Origin of the sequence: Streptomyces sp. NBC_00273, assembly GCF_036178145.1 — a bacterium.
In the GTDB taxonomy this organism is placed as follows: domain Bacteria; phylum Actinomycetota; class Actinomycetes; order Streptomycetales; family Streptomycetaceae; genus Streptomyces.
The window spans coordinates 6,354,649-6,372,150 of the sequence record NZ_CP108067.1; the positions used below are offsets into that span (position 1 = coordinate 6,354,649).

The 17,502-nt window shown below is 71.4% G+C and carries 15 protein-coding genes; 7 read left to right on the plus strand and 8 right to left on the minus strand.

The genetic code is table 11. The annotated features are described in order from the left end of the window. Positions 1-142 precede the first annotated feature (142 nt). On the minus strand, positions 143-703 hold the full coding sequence (locus OG386_RS28110) for a CGNR zinc finger domain-containing protein (protein WP_328790421.1): 561 nt from the start codon (positions 701-703) through the stop codon (positions 143-145). 123 nt (positions 704-826) lie between these two features. Between OG386_RS28110 and OG386_RS28115 the strand changes: the two genes are divergently transcribed. Further along, positions 827-1,714 carry a pyridoxamine 5'-phosphate oxidase family protein gene (locus OG386_RS28115; protein WP_328790422.1) on the plus strand — a complete coding sequence of 296 codons (888 nt, stop codon included), beginning with the start codon at positions 827-829 and terminating at the stop codon, positions 1,712-1,714. On the opposite strand, the gene OG386_RS28120 is transcribed toward OG386_RS28115, so the two are convergent. Continuing rightward, complete coding sequence (locus OG386_RS28120) at positions 1,690-2,649, minus strand: hypothetical protein (protein ID WP_328790423.1); 960 nt, start codon at positions 2,647-2,649, stop codon at positions 1,690-1,692. The genes OG386_RS28115 and OG386_RS28120 overlap by 25 nt on opposite strands. A 176-nt stretch (positions 2,650-2,825) precedes the next feature. Next, complete coding sequence (gene pepN, locus OG386_RS28125) at positions 2,826-5,384, minus strand: aminopeptidase N (protein WP_328790424.1); 2,559 nt, start codon at positions 5,382-5,384, stop codon at positions 2,826-2,828. Between the two features lie 143 nt (positions 5,385-5,527). Between pepN and OG386_RS28130 the strand changes: the two genes are divergently transcribed. Then, positions 5,528-6,172 carry a mycothiol-dependent nitroreductase Rv2466c family protein gene (locus tag OG386_RS28130; protein WP_328790425.1) on the plus strand — a complete coding sequence of 215 codons (645 nt, stop codon included), beginning with the start codon at positions 5,528-5,530 and terminating at the stop codon, positions 6,170-6,172. Positions 6,173-6,298: 126 nt separating this feature from the next. Here OG386_RS28130 and OG386_RS28135 read toward each other — a convergent pair whose 3' ends face one another. Together OG386_RS28135 and OG386_RS28140 are read right to left on the minus strand one after the other, a co-directional pair. Then, positions 6,299-6,955, minus strand: a complete 657-nt coding sequence (locus OG386_RS28135) for a superoxide dismutase (RefSeq protein ID WP_030016698.1) — start codon at positions 6,953-6,955, stop codon at positions 6,299-6,301. A gap of 160 nt (positions 6,956-7,115) precedes the next feature. Then, the gene (locus OG386_RS28140; protein ID WP_328790426.1) at positions 7,116-8,516 is read right to left on the minus strand and encodes an amino acid permease; all 1,401 of its coding nucleotides are present in this window, start codon (positions 8,514-8,516) and stop codon (positions 7,116-7,118) included. A gap of 171 nt (positions 8,517-8,687) precedes the next feature. On the opposite strand from OG386_RS28140, the gene OG386_RS28145 reads away from it, so the two are divergent. Then, entirely contained in the window at positions 8,688-9,470 is a 783-nt protein-coding gene (locus tag OG386_RS28145) for an SDR family NAD(P)-dependent oxidoreductase (protein WP_328790427.1), read from the plus strand. Positions 9,471-9,525: 55 nt separating this feature from the next. On the opposite strand, the gene OG386_RS28150 is transcribed toward OG386_RS28145, so the two are convergent. Beyond that, positions 9,526-10,923 carry an amino acid permease gene (locus tag OG386_RS28150; protein ID WP_328790428.1) on the minus strand — a complete coding sequence of 466 codons (1,398 nt, stop codon included), beginning with the start codon at positions 10,921-10,923 and terminating at the stop codon, positions 9,526-9,528. 285 nt (positions 10,924-11,208) lie between these two features. Between OG386_RS28150 and OG386_RS28155 the strand changes: the two genes are divergently transcribed. Further along, entirely contained in the window at positions 11,209-11,793 is a 585-nt protein-coding gene (locus OG386_RS28155; RefSeq protein ID WP_266596466.1) for a biotin transporter BioY, read from the plus strand. Between the two features lie 75 nt (positions 11,794-11,868). Here OG386_RS28155 and OG386_RS28160 read toward each other — a convergent pair whose 3' ends face one another. Beyond that, on the minus strand, positions 11,869-13,302 hold the full coding sequence (locus OG386_RS28160; RefSeq protein ID WP_328790429.1) for an amino acid permease: 1,434 nt from the start codon (positions 13,300-13,302) through the stop codon (positions 11,869-11,871). Between the two features lie 218 nt (positions 13,303-13,520). Here OG386_RS28160 and OG386_RS28165 point away from each other — a divergent pair, with 218 nt between their 5' ends. Beyond that, on the plus strand, positions 13,521-14,009 hold the full coding sequence (locus tag OG386_RS28165; RefSeq protein WP_266596470.1) for a ribose-5-phosphate isomerase: 489 nt from the start codon (positions 13,521-13,523) through the stop codon (positions 14,007-14,009). Between the two features lie 69 nt (positions 14,010-14,078). Continuing rightward, positions 14,079-14,888: an Fpg/Nei family DNA glycosylase gene (locus OG386_RS28170; protein ID WP_328790430.1), complete on the plus strand. Its 810-nt coding sequence runs from the start codon at positions 14,079-14,081 to the stop codon at positions 14,886-14,888. 79 nt (positions 14,889-14,967) lie between these two features. Here OG386_RS28170 and OG386_RS28175 read toward each other — a convergent pair whose 3' ends face one another. Further along, entirely contained in the window at positions 14,968-16,203 is a 1,236-nt protein-coding gene (locus OG386_RS28175; RefSeq protein WP_328790431.1) for a GNAT family N-acetyltransferase, read from the minus strand. Positions 16,204-16,320: 117 nt separating this feature from the next. On the opposite strand from OG386_RS28175, the gene OG386_RS28180 reads away from it, so the two are divergent. Beyond that, the gene (locus OG386_RS28180; RefSeq protein WP_328790432.1) at positions 16,321-17,463 is read left to right on the plus strand and encodes a PP2C family protein-serine/threonine phosphatase; all 1,143 of its coding nucleotides are present in this window, start codon (positions 16,321-16,323) and stop codon (positions 17,461-17,463) included. Positions 17,464-17,502: the final 39 nt, after the last annotated feature.

A 17,502-nucleotide genomic window follows, 5' to 3' on the forward strand; every position in this document is an offset into this window, starting at 1 on the left:
CGAAGAATGCGCCAGCACGGCCTTACCGGGGCACAGTGGTGCGAACCGCAGGGGCTGATCGGTCGATTTATCGACTTGGCGGCCATGCATCAGCACCGGGACGCGATCGCGCCCCGGTGCAGGTGTGACAGATTTCGCGCGCTCAGCGCTCGCGCGTGCGCGCGTAGTGGCGCGAGGCTTTCGCCCGGTTTCCGCAGGCGGCCATCGAGCACCAGCGCCGCGTGCCGTTGCGCGAGACGTCGAAGAAGCGCAGGACGCAGGTCTCGGACGCGCACGTGCGGATCCGGTCGGGCGCGGATCCCAGTAGGTCGAGGTAGTCGCGCGCCGCGGTCCAGGCGGGCCCCCAGGTCGGATCGGCGAACTCGGCGCGCTCGCCCGGGCCTTCGGCGGTGAGGGTGGCGCGGATGCGGCCGTGCTCCAGTACGGCGTCGACCAGGGTGCGGGCGCTCTCGTCGGTCGGGTCCGCGACCGCGCGGGCCAGGGCCTCGCGCGCGGTCAGTAGGTGGACGAGGGTGGCCGCGTCCGCGCGGAAGCGGTCGGCCAGGCCGGTGCTCTCCAGCCAGACCGCCAGCCCCTGTACCCGGGTGAGCCCGGCCGCACCGGCGAAGAGGTCCAGTGGTTCGCCGTCTGCGACCCAGCGGGTGTTGAGCAGGTCGAGGGCGACCGGCTCCCCGGTCAGGGGTCGTGGATCCGCCGCCGTCATGTCGCTGGAGCCCTTCTCGCCGGGTGACTAACCCTTCAAGGGTACGTGAGCGGTTGACGCCTGCCTGCCTAACCTTTAACCTCAGGGTGAAAGGTTAGATTCGATCGTGGGAAGGTTCCTCCGATGTCCGGGGCATACCACTGGGGCGCGCTGGCCGTGCAGGAGCGGGTCGGCGTACGGGACCTCGCCGAACACGTCGGCCGCTCGATCGGCACGGGCGTCCGGGACGTCGCCGCGGCCTTCCTCGGGCTCCAGCCGCACCTGGTCGTCGGCGCCGCCGACGGCGCGGGGCGGGTGTGGGCCTCCCTGCTCACCGGTGCGCCCGGTTTCGTACGGGCCACCGGGCCGGACCGGATCGCCGTCGCCGGCGGTCCACCGGCGGGAGATCCGCTCGCCGGGGCGCTGGCCACGGCCGGGACCCGGGTCGGGACCATCGCGCTCGACCCGCGCACCCGGCGCCGGATGCGGCTGAACGGGACCCTGGAGGTGACGCGGGGAGGCTTCGCCGTCGAGGTCGAACAGGTCTTCGCCAACTGCCCGAAGTACCTGCAGAAGAGGCAGCCGCTGGAACTCGTCCGGGAGGGGGCGGGCGTGGTGCGGCGCGGGGAGGCGCTGACCCCGGGCCAGCAGCGGACCGTGCGCGGCGCCGACACCTTCTTCGTCGCCACCACGGCGGAGGCGGACGGGGCCGACGTCAGCCACCGGGGCGGGCTGCCCGGCTTCGTCGAGGTGCTCTCGCCGGTCGAACTGGCCTGGCCGGACTATTCGGGCAACGCCATGTTCCTGACGCTGGGGAACCTGACGGCCGATCCGCGGGCCGGGCTGCTCTTCCCGGACTGGGAGAGCGGGGCGGTCCTGCAACTCAGCGGCCGGGCCCGGACGGAGTTCGGGGCCGACGGGAGCCGGCGCACCCGCTTCCGGGTGGAGTCGGTGGTGGAGGGCGTGCATCCCGGGCGGCTGCTCTGGAGCACCCCGGAGTACTCGCCTCACCTGGGCAGCACCACCAGGTAGGCGGCGGGTTCCCGGTCATCGGCGGCCGTCAGGGCGGTCCGGATGACCGCGGCCTGCTGCTCGGGCCAGTCGCGGAGCTTGCGCGGGGTGATGTGGATGACGGTCACCCCGAGCCGCTCCAGGGTCTCGCGCTTGCGCACGGACTCGGACCACTGCTCGTCCTCGCCCTGGCGCGGGGCGCGGGTGTCGATCTCCACGGCGACGGAGAGCTCGGGCCAGTACGCGTCGACCCCGCCGAGGTGCGGGCCGCCGGGCAGGCGCAGGTCGACGTTCCAGACCGGGTCGGGGAGCTCGCAGCCGCGTACGAGGTGGTACAGCCGGTCCTCGGCGAGGGCCCGGCCCTCCGCGAGCAGCGACTCGACCGCGTCGACCACGTGCGGCCGGTTCAGCAGCCGGGCCACCGTCAGCTCCCGCACGACGGCGGCCGGTTCGCAGTGCCCGCCGCGAACGGCCTCGCTCAGCAGGCGGCGTACGGTGACGGCGTCGGAGAGCTGGGTGACGGCGTCGGCGACGGCCCGGGCGACGGGCGCCACCGGCAGTCCGGTCACCTCCTGGGACCGCGGCGGGGTGTGCGTCCGTACGATCCGCACGTCCCCGGTGGAGCGCAGCCGCCGGGTGCCGGGCACCAGGACGTCGATGTGCGAGAGGGCGAGCAGCGGGGGCGCGGAGCTGAACCGGTACAGGGCGAGCGCCGCCAGCCCGGTGATCATGACCTCGCCGCCGCGCCGCCCCGCGTACAGCAGCGCCGCGTGCAGCCGCTCCTCGCTGGTCGCCGGGCCGGAGTGGAGCAGGAACACCCCGGGCAGGATCTGCTGCCAGGGTCGCTCGGCCGCGTCGGAGGCGGTGACGCCGTGCTCGCGCAGCTGGGCGAGGGTCAGCACGCGGGGGCGGCTGCCGGTGAGGTGGGCGAGGGGGAGGGGCGCGTTGTGGTTCATGAGGCGGTGATTCCCTCGGGCCGCGGCCCTGCTAACCCCTGTTACACGCTCGTCGACAAATCCGGACAAGGTAGGGCTAAAGTACGGGCGTTCGACTGCCGATGGAGTGCGCCCGTCCGGGGGACCCCGCCCGGCGCTGTTTCCCGGGGCTCCGCCCCGGGAAACGGCGCCGCAGGCTAGTGGCCCGCCGTCGCGTCGCACCGCTGCGCGGCAAGGGCGCGGGCCAGGTCGTCGCGGGACTCCAGGACCAGCCGGCGCAGGGCCGGCGGAGCCGAGGGGTGGGCCGACAGCCACGCGTCGGTGGCGTCCAGCGTGGCGGAGTCGCTCTGCAGCGACGGGTACAGCCCCTTCACCACGTCCATGCCGATCTGGATCGACCGGTCCGCCCACACCCGTTCGATCACCTCGAAGTAGCGCCCCGCGTAGCCCGCCAGCAGGCCCCGCTGAGAGGGCTGCTGCATGCCCGCGATCGTCGCCTCGACCAGCGCGTTGGACAGCGCGTCCGATTCGACCACCGCCGCCCACGCCTGGTCCTTCACCGCCGGCGAGGGCCGCGCCGCCAGGCACCGCACCTGGTGCCGCTTGCCCGAGGCCGTGTCGTCGCGCGCCAGTTCGGCGGCGAGCACGGCCTCGTCCACCGCCCCGTGCGCGGTCAGCGGCAGCAGGAAGTCCCAGCGCAGTTCCTGGTCCACGTCCAGCCCGTCGATCCGCGCCGACCCCTCCAGCAGCCCCAGCAGCAGCTGGAAGTCGCCCTCCGTCGCCGCGCTCGCCGCGAAGAAACGGGCCCACGTCAGCTGGTGCTCCGATCCCGGCGCCGCGACCCGCAGCTCGTGCAGCGCGCCCGCCGCGAGCTCCCGGCCGCCCTGCTCGCGCCAGGCGGGCGCCGCGTAGTGGGTGACCGAGGTCAGGGCCTGCGCGTGCAGCATCTGCAGGACGCCGACGTCGCTCTCGCGGCCCGCGTGCGCGAGGACCAGCGAGATGAAGTCGCGGGCGGGCAGCAGGCCGTCGCGCGTCAGGTTCCACAGCGCCGACCAGCTCAGCGCCCGGGCGAGCGGGTCCGTGAGGTCGCCGAGGTGCGCCCGCAGCGTGGCCATCGAGCCCTCGTCGAAGCGGATCTTGCAGTAGGTGAGGTCCTCGTCGTTGACCAGGACCAGGTCGGGCCGCTCCGCGCCCGCCAGCTCCGTGACGACCGTCCGCACTCCCGACACGTCCGCGTCGGCCCGCGCGTAGCGGACCAGCGTCCCGTCGGGATCCAGCCGGTACAGGCCCACCGCGACCCGGTGCGGGCGCAGCTCGTCGCCCTCCTGCACGACCGCCAGTTCCGTCACCCGACCGCCCGCGTCGTAGGTGACCACCGGGGTCAGCGCGTTCACGCCGGCGGTCTGCAGCCAGGCCCGCGACCACTGCGCCATGTCCCGCCCGGAGACCTCCGCGAGCACGGACAGCAGGTCGTCGAGCGTGGTGTTCCCGTACGCGTTGGCCTTGAAGTAGCGCCGCGCGCCCTCCAGGAAGGCCTCCCGCCCCACGTAGGCGACCAGCTGCTTGAGCACCGCCGCGCCCTTGGCGTAGGTGATGCCGTCGAAGTTCAGCTTGGCGTCCTCCAGGTCACGGATGTCGGCCGTGATCGGGTGCGTGGACGGCAGCTGGTCGGCCCGGTAGGCCCACGCCTTGCGGTTGTTGGCGAAGGTGACCCACGCCTGGTCGAAGCGGGTGGCCTCCACCAGCGCGAAGGAGCCCATGAAGTCCGCGAAGGACTCCTTCAGCCACAGGTCGTCCCACCACTTCATGGTGACCAGGTCGCCGAACCACATGTGCGCCATCTCGTGCAGGATCGTGTTCGAGCGGCGCTCGTAGGAGGCCTTCGTGACCTTGCCGCGGAAGATGTACTCCTCGCGGAAGGTCACCATCCCCGGGTTCTCCATCGCGCCCAGGTTGTACTCCGGCACGAAGGCCTGGTCGTACTTACCGAAGGGGTACGGGTAGTCGAAGATCTCGTGGAAGAGGTCGAAGCCCTGCTTGGTGATCAGGAAGACGTCATCGGCGTCGAAGTGCTTCGCCAGCCCCTTGCGGCACATCGCGCCCAGCGGGATGGTCAGGTCCCCGCGCGTGTAGGAGTCCGTCACGTAGTGGTAGGGGCCCGCGACCACGCACGTGATGTACGTGGAGATCGGCGCGGTCTCCGCGAACCGCCAGACGCCCGCCCCGCGGGACTCCTCGGCGCCGTTGCTCCACACCTGCCAGCCCGCAGGAGCCGTCACCTCGAAGCGGTACGGGGCCTTGAGGTCGGGCTGTTCGAAGTTCGCGTACACCCGCCGCGCGTCGGCCGGTTCGTACTGGGTGTAGAGGTAGACCTCGCCGTCCTCCGGGTCCACGAAGCGGTGCAGGCCCTCGCCCGTCCGGCTGTACGCGCAGTTCGCGTCCACCACGAGGACGTTCTCGGCGGCCAGGCCGTCGAGGGAGATCCGGGCGCCGTCGAAGACGGCGGCCACGTCCAGCGAGCGCCCGTTCAGGGTCACGGCGTTCACCGAGGGCGCGATCAGGTCCGCGAAGGTGGAGGCGCCGGTGCCCGCCGCCCGGAAGCGGATCGTCGTCACCGAGCGGAAGGTCCGCGGACCCTCGGCCGGTTCGGCCTCGTCCACCGCGGACCGGATGTCGAGGACCACCTCGTACCCGTCGACGGACAGCAGCTCGGCCCGCTCGCGGGCCTCGTCGCGGGACAGATTCTCTCCGGGCACGTGCACTCCTTCGTGCGTGATCGCGTTCTTGCGTCGAATCCTCGCACGAGGGAATGCGCGCCACCCGGTACTCGTTGGTGACGGGGAACGTGAGCCCAGTGATGCCCTGGTGCGACCGACCCACGCCAAGACTGAGGAGAGACATGACCGACACCCAGGTGCGCGAGAAGACCCCGGTCGACTTCTGGTTCGACCCGCTCTGCCCTTGGGCCTGGATGACGTCCCGCTGGATGGTCGAGGTCGAGAAGGTCCGCGACGTCGAGGTCCGCTGGCACGTGATGAGCCTCGCGGTGCTCAACGAGAACAAGCTCGACGAGCTGCCCGAGACCTACCGCGAGCTGCTCGGCCCCAAGGGCTGGGCTCCGGTGCGCGTGGTGATAGCGGCCCAGCAGAAGCACGGTGAGGAAGTCACCGGCAAGCTCTACACCGCGCTCGGCACCCGCATCCACAACGATGAGAAGGGCCCGACCCGCGAGGTGCTCGCCGAGGCGCTGGCCGAGGTCGGCCTGCCGGCCGAGTTGCTCGCGTACGCCGACTCGGACGAGTACGACGAGGTGCTGCGGGCCTCGCACAACGACGGGATCGACCGGGTGGGCCAGGAGGTCGGCACTCCGGTGATCTCCGTGCCGGGTGCCGAGGGCGACGTGGCCTTCTTCGGTCCGGTCGTCACCCCGACCCCGCGCGGCGACGCGGCCGCCCGGCTCTGGGACGGCACCCTGCTCGTCGCCTCGACCCCGGGCTTCTACGAGATCAAGCGCACCCGCACCAAGGGCCCGTCCTTCGAGTAGGCCCGGCGGGCACACCACACAGAAGACCCCCGTGAGTCACGTCCTCACGGGGGTCTTCCGTTCGACACGCCCGCCGGTGAAGGTTGAGAAGACGATCACGAGGCGGACGGGTTCGTGGTGCTGCGGTCAGCCCTTGGCGGGGATCAGCAGCGGGGTGTTCGCCTTGGCGTCGGCGTAGCGCTTGGACACGTCCTGCCAGTTGACGACGTTCCACATCGCCTCGATGAAGTCCACCTTCTGGTTCTTGTACTGAAGGTAGAAGGCGTGCTCCCAGGCGTCGAAGACCAGGATCGGCGTGCTCGCGACGCCCACGTTGCCCTGGTGGTCGTAGACCTGCTCGACGACCAGGCGGCCGCTGACGGGCTCGTACGCGAGCACGCCCCAGCCGGAGCCCTGGGTGGCGGAGGACGCGAAGGTCAGCTGCTTCTTGAACTTCGCGAAGGAGCCGAAGGACTCGGTGATCGCGTCGGCCAGGTCGCCCAGGCCGTCGGCCGCGGTGGGCTCGCCGCCGCCCTCGCCGGTCTTCGGGCTGGCCATGTTGTGCCAGTAGATGCTGTGCAGGATGTGGCCGGAGAGGTGGAACGCGAGGTTCTTCTCCAGGCCGTTGAGGGCGCCCCAGTTCTCCTTGTCGCGCGCCTCCGCCAGCTGCTCCAGCGTGTTGTTGGCGCCCGTGACGTAGGCCGCGTGGTGCTTGTCGTGGTGCAGCTCGATGATCTGCGGGTTGATCACCGGCTCCAGCGCCGCGTAGTCGTACGGAAGCTCAGGAAGCGTGTAGATGGCCATGCGTGTTATCCGGTCCCCTCAGCGTGCCAATCGCTTATTGCAATTAATGCGCAACTGCACGCTAGCAGCATCTATTCCACCCCACACGTAAGGGTTACCTCTGTAAAACACGGGTGGGCCCCGTGCGTTCGCACGGGGCCCACCTGCGGTTGAGGGACTGTCAGCGGGCGGTGGCCGCCCGGCGCTGCACGGCCCAGCCGGTCGCCGCGAGGGCGACGGTGAGCCCGCCGGTGAAGACCACCTGGACGCGCGTGTCCTCGCCCAGGGCCATCAGCACCAGGACCCCGGCCACCCCGGCCAGCGCCACCCAGGTCAGGTACGGGAAGCCCCACATCTTCACGACCAGCTTTTCGGGGGCCTCGCGTTCCAGCCGGCGGCGCAGCACGAACTGCGAGACGGCGATGAAGCCCCAGACGATCAGGATGACCCCGCCCACCATGTTCAGCAGCCAGGCGAACAGGGTGTCCGGGTACCAGTAGGACAGCAGCACGGTGACGAAGCCGAAGCCGCAGGAGGCGAGGACCGCCCGGCGCGGCACCCCGCCGCTGACCTTGCCCAGCGCCTTCGGGCCCTGGCCGCGGGAGACGAGGGAGTAGGCCATGCGCGAGGAACCGTAGATGTTGGCGTTCATCGCGGACATCAGGGCGATCAGGATGACCACGTTCATGATCTCGCCGGCGGCCGGGATGCCCAGGCGGTCCAAGGTCGCGGCGTAGGGGCCGTCCGCCGTGACGGCCGGGTCGTTCCACGGCAGGAGGGTGACGATGACCAGCATGGAGCCCACGTAGACGATCGCGATCCGCCACATGGTGGTCCGCACGGCCGTGGCCACGCCCTTGACCGGGTCCTCGGACTCGGCGGCCGCGATGGTCACCGTCTCCAGCCCGCCGTACGCGACGACGGAGGCCAGCAGTCCGACCAGCAGGCCGTCCACACCGTGGGGCAGAAGGCCGCCGTCGTGCAGCAGGTTGGTGGAGCCGGGGGAGTCGGTGCCGGGCAGCAGGCCGAGCACGGCCAGCACGCCCAGGCCCAGGAAGAGCGCGATCGCGCCGATCTTGAGGGCGGCGAACCAGAACTCGAACTCGCCGAAGTTCGAGACGGCGGCGAGGTTGGAGCCGCAGAACACGGCCATGAAGACCAGCACCCACATCCAGGAGGGGGTGCCCGGGAACCAGCCGGTCATGATGTGCGCCGCGCCGATGGCCTCGATGGCCACGCCCACGCAGAGCAGGATCCAGAACATCCAGCCGGCGGTGAATCCGGCCCAGGGCCCGATCGCCCGCTCGGCGTGCACGGAGAAGGAGCCCGAGGCGGGGTTGGCGGCGGACATCTCGCCGAGCATCCGCATCACGAACATCACGAGCAGCCCGGACGCGGCGTACGCGAGCACGATCGAGGGACCTGCGGCGGCGATGCCGGCGCCGGAGCCGACGAAGAGTCCGGCGCCGATGACACCGCCGAGGGCGATCATCGAGAGGTGGCGCTGCTTGAGTCCGTTGCCGAGGGGTGAACCGGCGCCGGTCTGCGGTGCTTCGGGGGGTGTCAGGGTGCTCTGGCTCATTGGGGTGTGCCTGTCCGGTTGTGCGGGGGGACGTGGTGAGGTGCGCCAGTCTGCCGAGCGTCCGATCACCGGACGTTTCCAGTCCGATATTCGGACTTCCGGCTCACGGTTCGTGATCATCCCCGTACGCTCGTGCCGAAGCCGCAGACACCCGACCCGAGGGAGCCATCGATGGACCGGACCGTGACCGCGCTGCCCGGCACCGGCCGGGGCGTACTCGTCACCGGAGCCTCACGGGGCATCGGCCGGGCGATCGCGACCGCCTTCGCCCGGCAGGGCGACCGGGTCGCCGTGCACTGCTCGGCCCGGCGGGCCGACGCGGAGGAGACCCTCGCCTCGCTGGAGGGCGAGGGACACGTACTGGTTGCCGCCGACCTCGCCGACCCCGCCGGTGTCGAGGCCCTGGCGGCCGCGGCGGACGAGGCGCTCGGCGGGGTGGACGTCCTGGTCAACAACGCCGCCGTGATGCTGGCCCACCCGCTGCCCGAGACCTCCTACGAGGACTGGCAGCAGGCCTGGCGGCGGACCGTCGACGTGAACCTCTTCGGCTCCGCCAACCTGAGCCACTGCGTCGCGCGCCGCATGATCGCAGCGGGACGCGAGGGACGCATCGTCAACGTCGGCTCGCGCGGCGCCTTCCGGGGCGAACCCGACCACCCCGCCTACGGCGCGACCAAGGCCGCGGTCCACGCCCTGGGCCAGTCCCTCGCCGTGTCCCTCGCCCCGCACGGCATCGCCGTCGCCTCCGTGGCGCCCGGCTTCGTCGCCACCGAGCGGGTCGCCGGCCGGCTGGAGGGGCCCGAGGGCGCCGGCATCCGGGCGCAGAGCCCCTTCGGCCGCGTCGCGGCCCCGGAAGAGATCGCCTCCGCCGTGCTCTACCTGGCCTCGCCCGCGGCGGCCTGGAGCTCGGGCACGGTCCTCGACGTCAACGGGGCCTCCTACCTGCGCACCTGAGAACGACAGGACCCCCGCGCCGGCGGCACGGGGGTCCTGTTCGTCCGGCTGGGCGTCAGGCCCTGCGGGCCCGCAGCTCCCGGATGCCCGCCACGGCGAGCACCAGCGCGGCCGCACCCGAGGACCACAGCAACTGGGGCCGCGCGGAATCGTCGAACAGCATCAGGACCAGCACCGCCGCCATTCCGAGCAGCGCCGCCCAGGTCGCGTACGGGAAGAGCCACATCGGCAGGGTCAGCCGCTCGGGCATGTCCCGCTCGATCCGGCGGCGCAGCTTCAGCTGCGAGACGGCGATCAGCGCCCACACGAACAGCAGCACCGCGCCGACCGCGTTGAGCATGTAGAGGAAGATCGTGTCCGGCCACAGCAGGTTGAGCACCACGGACACGAAGCCGAAGGCCACCGAGGCGAACACCGCCCGGCGCGGCACCCCGCCGCCGGAGACCTTCAGCAGTGCCTGCGGCGCCTCACGGCGTTCGGCCAGTGAGAAGACCATGCGCGAGGACCCGTACAGGTTCGCGTTCAGCGCCGACAGCAGGGCCACGAACACCACGATGTTCATGATCTGGCCGGCTCCCGGGATGCCGATGGAGTCGAGGACGGCGACGTACGGGCTCTCGCCCGGCTTCAGCGAGTTCCACGGCAGCAGGGTCACGATGACCACCATCGAGCCGACGTAGAAGAAGAGGATGCGCCACACCGCGCTGCGCACCGCCCGGGACACCGACCGCGCCGGGTCGTCCGACTCGGCGGCGGCGATGGTGACGACCTCCAGGCCGCCGAAGGCGAAGATGACGGCGAGCATGCCCGCGACCACGCCGCCGAAGCCCTCGGGGAAGAAACCGCCCTGGCCGGTGAGGTTGGCCGTGCCGACCGGTTCCGTGTCCGGGAGCAGTCCGAAGACCGCGAGGGTGCCGAGGACCAGGAAGAGCACGATCGCGCCGACCTTGAGCGCGGCGAACCAGAACTCGAACTCGCCGAAGTTCTTCACGGCCGCCAGGTTGCTCACGGTGAAGACCACCATGAACAGCAGCACCCAGACCCACTGGTCGACCGAGGGCACCCAGCCGTTCGCGATCTTGGCCGCGCCGGTGGCCTCCACGGCCAGCACCACCACCAGCAGGAACCAGTACAGCCAGCCCGCCGAGAAGCCGGCCCAGCGCCCGAGCGCCCGCTCCGCGTAGACGGAGAACGAGCCCGAGGCGGGCATCGCGGCCGACATCTCGCCCAGCGCCCGCATCACCAGCATCGCGAGCAGGCCCGCGAGCAGATAGGAGCAGATGATCGCGGGACCGGCGATGCCGATGCCGGCGCCGGAGCCGACGAAGAGCCCGGCGCCGATGACGCCGCCGAGGCCCAGCATGGTCAGGTGGCGCTGCTTGAGGCTGTGGCTGAGGGGTTCCGCAGGCAGGTCGCCCGTGGGGGGAGGTGCTTCTTCCAGGCGCTCACGCATGAAGGGTGCTCGTACTCTCGTTCGGGCCCAGTGGCGGTGGGAGCCCCGCGTCAGATTGGCGGGATCCTACAGTCTCGCTGAGCGGCGGTCTTCCGTGCAAAACGGACGTGCTGTCTGATGTTCCTCGTGACGAGGATCACGCCGACTCGGGTGTGGGGCGTTGAGTTTGTGAAGTCCCCACCAAAGCGGGGAGTGCGGCTTTGTCCCGGGCGGCGGTGGGGCGGCGGCGGAGCGCGCACTAGCGTCGGTGATCGTCCTGCCACCCCCACCCCGTGGAGCCTCCCGATGAGCACTGCCTCCGTCTCCCTCCGGCCCGGCGCCGTCCTCGCCGACCTGCTGCCCGCGAGCCGCGTCCGCGACATCGCGCTCGTCGTCGGCGGCGCCGCGCTCACGGGGCTGGCCGCCCAGATCGCGGTTCCCGTTCCCGGCTCCCCGGTCCCCGTCACCGGCCAGACCTTCGCCGCGCTGCTCGTCGGTACCGCGTTCGGCGCCCGCCGCGGCTTCCTCGCGCTGGCCCTGTACGCCCTCGTCGGCATGGCCGGCGTGCCGTGGTTCGCGGGCGGGACCTCCGGCGCGGGCGGGGCTTCCTTCGGCTACGTGCTCGGCATGCTGCTCGCCGCCACCGTCGTCGGCGCCCTCGCGCGGCGCGGCGGCGACCGCTCGGTGCTGCGCACGGCCGGCCTGATGGTGCTGGGTTCGGCCGTGATCTACGCGGTGGGCGTGCCGTACCTGATGGCCGCCACCGGGATGTCCCTCGGCGTGGCCGTCGCGAAGGGCGTGGTCCCGTTCCTGATCGGCGACGCCCTCAAGGCCGCGCTGGCCATGGGCGCCCTGCCGGCCGCCTGGAAGCTGGTCGGCCGCCGCGGCTGAGCCGCCCCCGCTACGCACCGGAGCCCGGCCCGCCTCCACGAGGCGGGCCGGGCTCCGGCGTACGTGCACGTGCGATCAGCCCTGCAGGGCCTTCTTGCGGCGGACGTCCAGGACCACACCGACCAGCACGACCACACCGGCGACCAGGGTGGACAGCGTGACGACCTCGCGGTTGGCGTCGTCCACGAACATGTAGCCGATCACGAACATGATCAGTGCGGCGGTGGCCCAGGTCAGCCACGGGAACAGCCACATCTTCACGGTCAGCTTCTCCGGGGCCTCGCGGACCAGGATCCCGCGCATCTTCAGCTGGGTGAAGCAGATCACCAGCCAGACGAAGAGCGCGATGGCACCCGAGGAGTTGAGGAGGAAGTTGAAGACCGTGTCCTTGAAGGCGTAGTTGAAGTAGACGGCGACGAAGCCGAAGACCGTGGAGCCCAGGATCGCGGCGACCGGCACACCGTTCTTGTTGACCTTGGCGAACGCCTTGGGGGCGTCGCCGCGCTCACCGAGCGAGAAGGCCATGCGGGAGGCGGTGTAGAGGCCCGAGTTCAGGCAGGACAGCACGGCGGTCAGGACGATGACCTCCATGATCGTGCCGGCGTGCGCGATGCCGATCGAGTCCAGGGCGGCGACGTACGAGCCCTTCTCGGTGATCGACTTGTCGTTCCACGGGAGCAGGGTCAGCACGATGAAGATCGAGCCCAGGTAGAAGACGCCGATCCGCCAGATGACGGAGTTGGTGGCCCGGGTGACCGCCTTGCGGGGGTCCTCCGACTCGCCGGCCGCCAGGGTGACGATCTCGCTGCCCATGAAGGAGAAGACGACCATCAGCACACCGGTGAGGACGGCGCCGTAGCCGTTGGGGAAGAACCCGCCGGCGTCGGTGAGGTGCGCGAAGCCCGCGCCCGGGTTGTCGGAGCCGGGCAGGACGCCGAAGACGGCGAGCATGCCGACGATCACGAACGCGCCGATGGCGACGACCTTGATGCCCGCGAACCAGAACTCGAACTCACCGTAGGAGGCGACCGAGCCGAGGTTGGTGGCGGTCAGCACCGCCATCACGATGAGCGCCCAGGCCCACTGCGGGACGGCCGGGATCCAGCTCTCCAGGATGGCGGCGCCGGCGGTGGCCTCCACGGCGAGCACGACGACCCAGAAGAACCAGTAGAGCCAGCCGATGGAGAAGCCCGCCCAGCGGCCGAGGGCGCGGTCGGCGTAGGCCGAGAAGGAGCCCGAGTTCGGGCTGGCAGCGGCCATCTCGCCGAGCATCCGCATCACGAAGACCACCATCGCGCCGACCAGCGCGTAGGAGATCAGGATGGCAGGGCCGGCCTTGGCGATGCCGCCGCCGGAACCGACGAAGAGGCCGGCGCCGATGACGCCGCCGATGGCGATCATGGACAGGTGGCGGTTCTTGAGACCGGCCTTCAGACCGTCGGAGGGCTGGCCGTCACCGGGGTTGCCGATGGGGCCGCCTTCCTTCTGAAGGGTCGTCGTGGAGCTCATGGACGGATCCTTAGGTTCTCGGGTTGCGAGCCCCGGCATTCAAACCTGAGATGAACGCGAGACGGAAGACCCCAATCCGGATCGTTGCCTTGGTGTGAACGTCCAGGACGCGCCGCCGCCCTGTCCCATCTGCGTTCTTTGGGTTTACTTGAGCTTTAGAAGTGACTTACGCGACACCCGCTGCGGGCTGTCGGGCCTCCTCGTGCCACACTCGACCCATGCGCGTGTACCTCGGATCCGACCATGCCGGCTTTGAGCTCAAGAACCACCTGGTGGACTGGCTCAAGAACAACGGCCACGAGCCCGTCGACTGTGGGCCCCACATCTACGACGCGGTGGACGACTACCCGCCGTTCTGCCTCCGCGCAGCGGAGAAGACCGCCGCCGACGCCGGCAGCCTCGGCATCGTGATCGGCGGCTCCGGCAACGGCGAGCAGATCGCCGCCAACAAGGTCAAGGGCGTCCGCGCCATCCTGGCCTGGAGCGTCCAGACCGCCCAGCTCGGCCGTGAGCACAACAACGCCAACGTCATCTCCGTCGGCGGCCGGATGCACACGCAGGACGAGGCCGTCAGCTTCATCGAGGCCTTCCTGGCGACCCCGTACTCCGACGAGGAGCGCCACACCCGCCGCATCGACATGCTCTCCGCCTACGAGACCACCGGCGAGCTCCCCCCGATCCCGGCCCACCACCCGCAGCAGGGCTGATCCCGCTTCCGGCCGTGCCGCCCCCTCCCGGGGCGGTGCGGCCGGTTTCTCTTTCCGAGGAGCTCCGCCGTGCCCGAGGGGCATACGATCCACCGCCTCGCCCAGGACCACCTGACCCGGTTCGCCGGATGGGAGGTGGCCGTCAGCAGCCCCCAGGGGCGGTTCGCCGAGAGCGCGGCCCTGCTCGACGGCCGGATCCTGGACGGCGTCGACGCCCACGGCAAGCACCTCTTCCTCGGCTTCAAGGAGAACGGGTGGATCCACATCCACCTCGGACTCTTCGGCAAGTACGCGATCGGCGCCGCGCCCGCCCCGCCGGCCACTGACACCGTCCGGCTGCGACTGGCCAACGACGCGTACTACTCCGACCTACGCGGCCCGACCACCTGCGCGTGGATCACCGACGAGGAGAAGGCCGCGATAAGCGCCCGCCTCGGCCCGGACCCGCTGCGCGCCGACGACGACCCCGACCGCGCCTGGGCCCGGATCTCCCGCTCCCGCACCACCGTCGCCGCCCTGCTCATGGACCAGAAGATCGTCGCCGGCATCGGCAACGTCTACCGCGCCGAGGTCCTCTTCCGGCACGGCATCGACCCGTACCGCCCGGGCAAGGACCTCACCCGCGGCGAGTGGGACGCCATGTGGGCCGACCTGGTCGCGCTGATGCGCGAGGGCGTGCGCAACAACCGCATCGACACCGTCCGCGACGAGCACCTGCCCGAGGCCATGGGCCGGCCGCCGCGCGTCGACGACCACGGCGGCGAGGTGTACGTCTACCGGCGGGCGAACATGCCCTGCCACATCTGCGGCGGCGAGATCCGCACCGCCGACCTCGCCGCCCGCAACCTCTTCTGGTGCCCCGGCTGCCAGCCCCGCTGACGCGGTCGCGGTCGCTCCGACGCGGCGAGGCTCTGACGCGGCGCGGCTCTGACGCGGCGCGGTCGCGGTCGCCGCGTCGCTAGAAGCCGTGCGGCAGCCAGGGCGCCACGTCCCCGGAGAAGGCGCGCGAGGCCTCCGTCAGGGCGCCCGGGCGCAGCTCGCGCACCAGGCCGGCCGCGGCCAGCGAGGTGAGGGTGATTCCGCCCAGGTACGCCGATCCCAGCTCCCGGACCGACAACTCCAGGTCCGCCGGCTCCGCGGTGCGGGTGCAGCGGGCCGCGCCCTTGGCGTCCACGACCAGCCGCCACCGCCCCTCGTTCCAGGGGCAGAAGTGGTCCGCCACCGACATGACCACGTCCGCCGGCGCCCCGTACGTCCGCGCCTCCAGCGCCGCCGCCAGATCCACCAGCCGTACGTGCAGCGCGTCCCGCGTGCGCGGCCGCGACCGCCGGACGTCGCTCACCATGTGCAGGAGCGGATCGTCCACCGGCCGCCGCGGCGCCCGTACCGTCCAGGTCAGGTCGATCGAGAACAAGTAGCGCCACAGGGCCGCGCACGCCGCCGGGTCCAGCGCGTCGAGGTCGTTCACCTCGACCTTGCCGTCCGAACCCGTCTGGTCCCAGTCCGGCTTGACCCGGTAGCGGGCGTACCCGACCACCTCGCCGTCCTCCCGCTCGGCGACCACGCACTTCAGCGCCGACGCGCCGCCGCGCGCCGAGGGCGCGTCCAGTACCGGCAGCGCCTCCCAGCCCGGCTGCCGGGCGAGCATGCCCGGCCGGGTGGGGGCCAGCGCCGCGTAGACCCGCTCGCAGTCGGCCAGCGCCTGCTGCGGGTCCACGAGCCGCAGCCGTACCGCGTCCGTCCCCTCCGGCACGGACAGCCGTACGCGGGTCGTGTCGACCTCCAGCGCCAGGGCGTAGGTGGCCGGGCCGTAACCGAAGCGCCCGTAGATCGCCGGATCCGAGGCCGTCAGCACGGCGAGCGGTTCGCCGCCCGCCCGGATGTCGTCGAGCTGGCGCCGCATCAAAGAGGTGAGCACTCCGCGCCGGCGATGGGTGGGGGAGACGCCCACCGCCGTGACACCGGCCGCCGGGACCGTCGCCCCGCCCGGTACGGACAGCCGGAAGGTGAAGGCGCCGGCCGAGCCGACGCACGCGTCACCGTCCCAGACGCCGAGCGAGCGATCGGTGTCCGTCAGCGACTTCCACAGGTCCCGCTCCTCGGGAGAATCCGGCACACCGCCGAACGCCAGTTCCAGGTGGTCGTACCAGACATCCCACTCATCAGCCTGTATTACGCGCATCTCCAGAGTCATGTGGCCATCCCTATCAGGGCATTACGGTCCAGTCGACCTTTTTTCGGGCGCCCTCGGACCCCCGGTCCTGGGGTACCCCTGCGCATCCACAGCCAGGATGGATAAGGTCCCGAAGCAATGGCCGGAGCACGCGTGGAATCCCTCATGGCCCGGATGCGCATGCTGTCGCACCGGGGCCGCACAGCCCTGCGCAAATCAGCCGTCGACTACTTCCGCGGCGACGCCTCCGACTGGCTCGCCTTCGGCGGCCTCCTGCTCACCATTCCCGCCATCGCCTGCGGCACGCTGATGCTGCCCGTCTGGTTCTCGCCGTCGGCGCTCGTCCTGCCGATCGTGGCCGGCGGCCTCCTGCTGCGCCCCGCCAGCCTCCTCGCCCTGTACGCCGCCTCCGCGACCGCACTGATCGTCGAGGCCCTCGTGCTCGGCCCCTACACCCAGGGTCCGGCCAGAGTCACCCCCGGCACCGTGCTGGTGGTCGCGGCCTGCGGGTTCTTCGGCCTCGTCATCGCCCAGTTCCGCAGCCGCGTCGGCGTGCCCTGGCGGCGCGGCGGCACCATGCTCTTCGACCTGCGCGAACGCATCCGGGTGCAGAGCAAACTGCCCGCCCTGCCGCGCGGCTGGCACCGCGAGATGGCCCTGCGCCCGGCCGGCGGCCAGTCCTTCTCCGGCGACTTCGTGGTCGCGGCCCGCACCAACGGCGGCCGGACCCTGGAGATCGTCCTGACCGACGTCTCCGGCAAGGGCATGGAGGCCGGCTCCCGGGCCCTGCTGCTCTCCGGCGCCTTCGGCGGACTGCTCGGCGCGCTGCCCGCCCACGGCTTCCTGCCCGCCGCCAACGGCTACCTGCTCCGCCAGGACTGGGACGAGGGCTTCGCCACCTCCATCCACCTCGTCCTGGACCTGGAGACCGGCGACTACGAGCTCCTCTCGGCCGGCCACCTCCCCGCCCTCCAGCTCTCGGCGGGTACCGGCCGCTGGCAGGAGAAGTCCGGCGAGGGCCCGCTCCTCGGCGTCTACGACGGCGCCGAATTCATCCCCGCCCGCGGCAACCTGCGCCCCGGCGACGTCCTGATGCTCTTCACCGACGGCCTCGTCGAGACCTCCGACCGGGAGATCAGCGAGGGCATCGACCGCCTCACCGGCGAGGCCGACCGCTACGTCGCCGCCGGATGGGACGGCGCGGCCTGGCACCTGATCGAGAAGGTCGCCAAGGACGTCAACGACGACCGCGCGCTGCTGCTCATCCGTCGCTCCGCCTGACCACGGGGTGGGGTTTGCCCCACCAACGGTCCGCCGGGC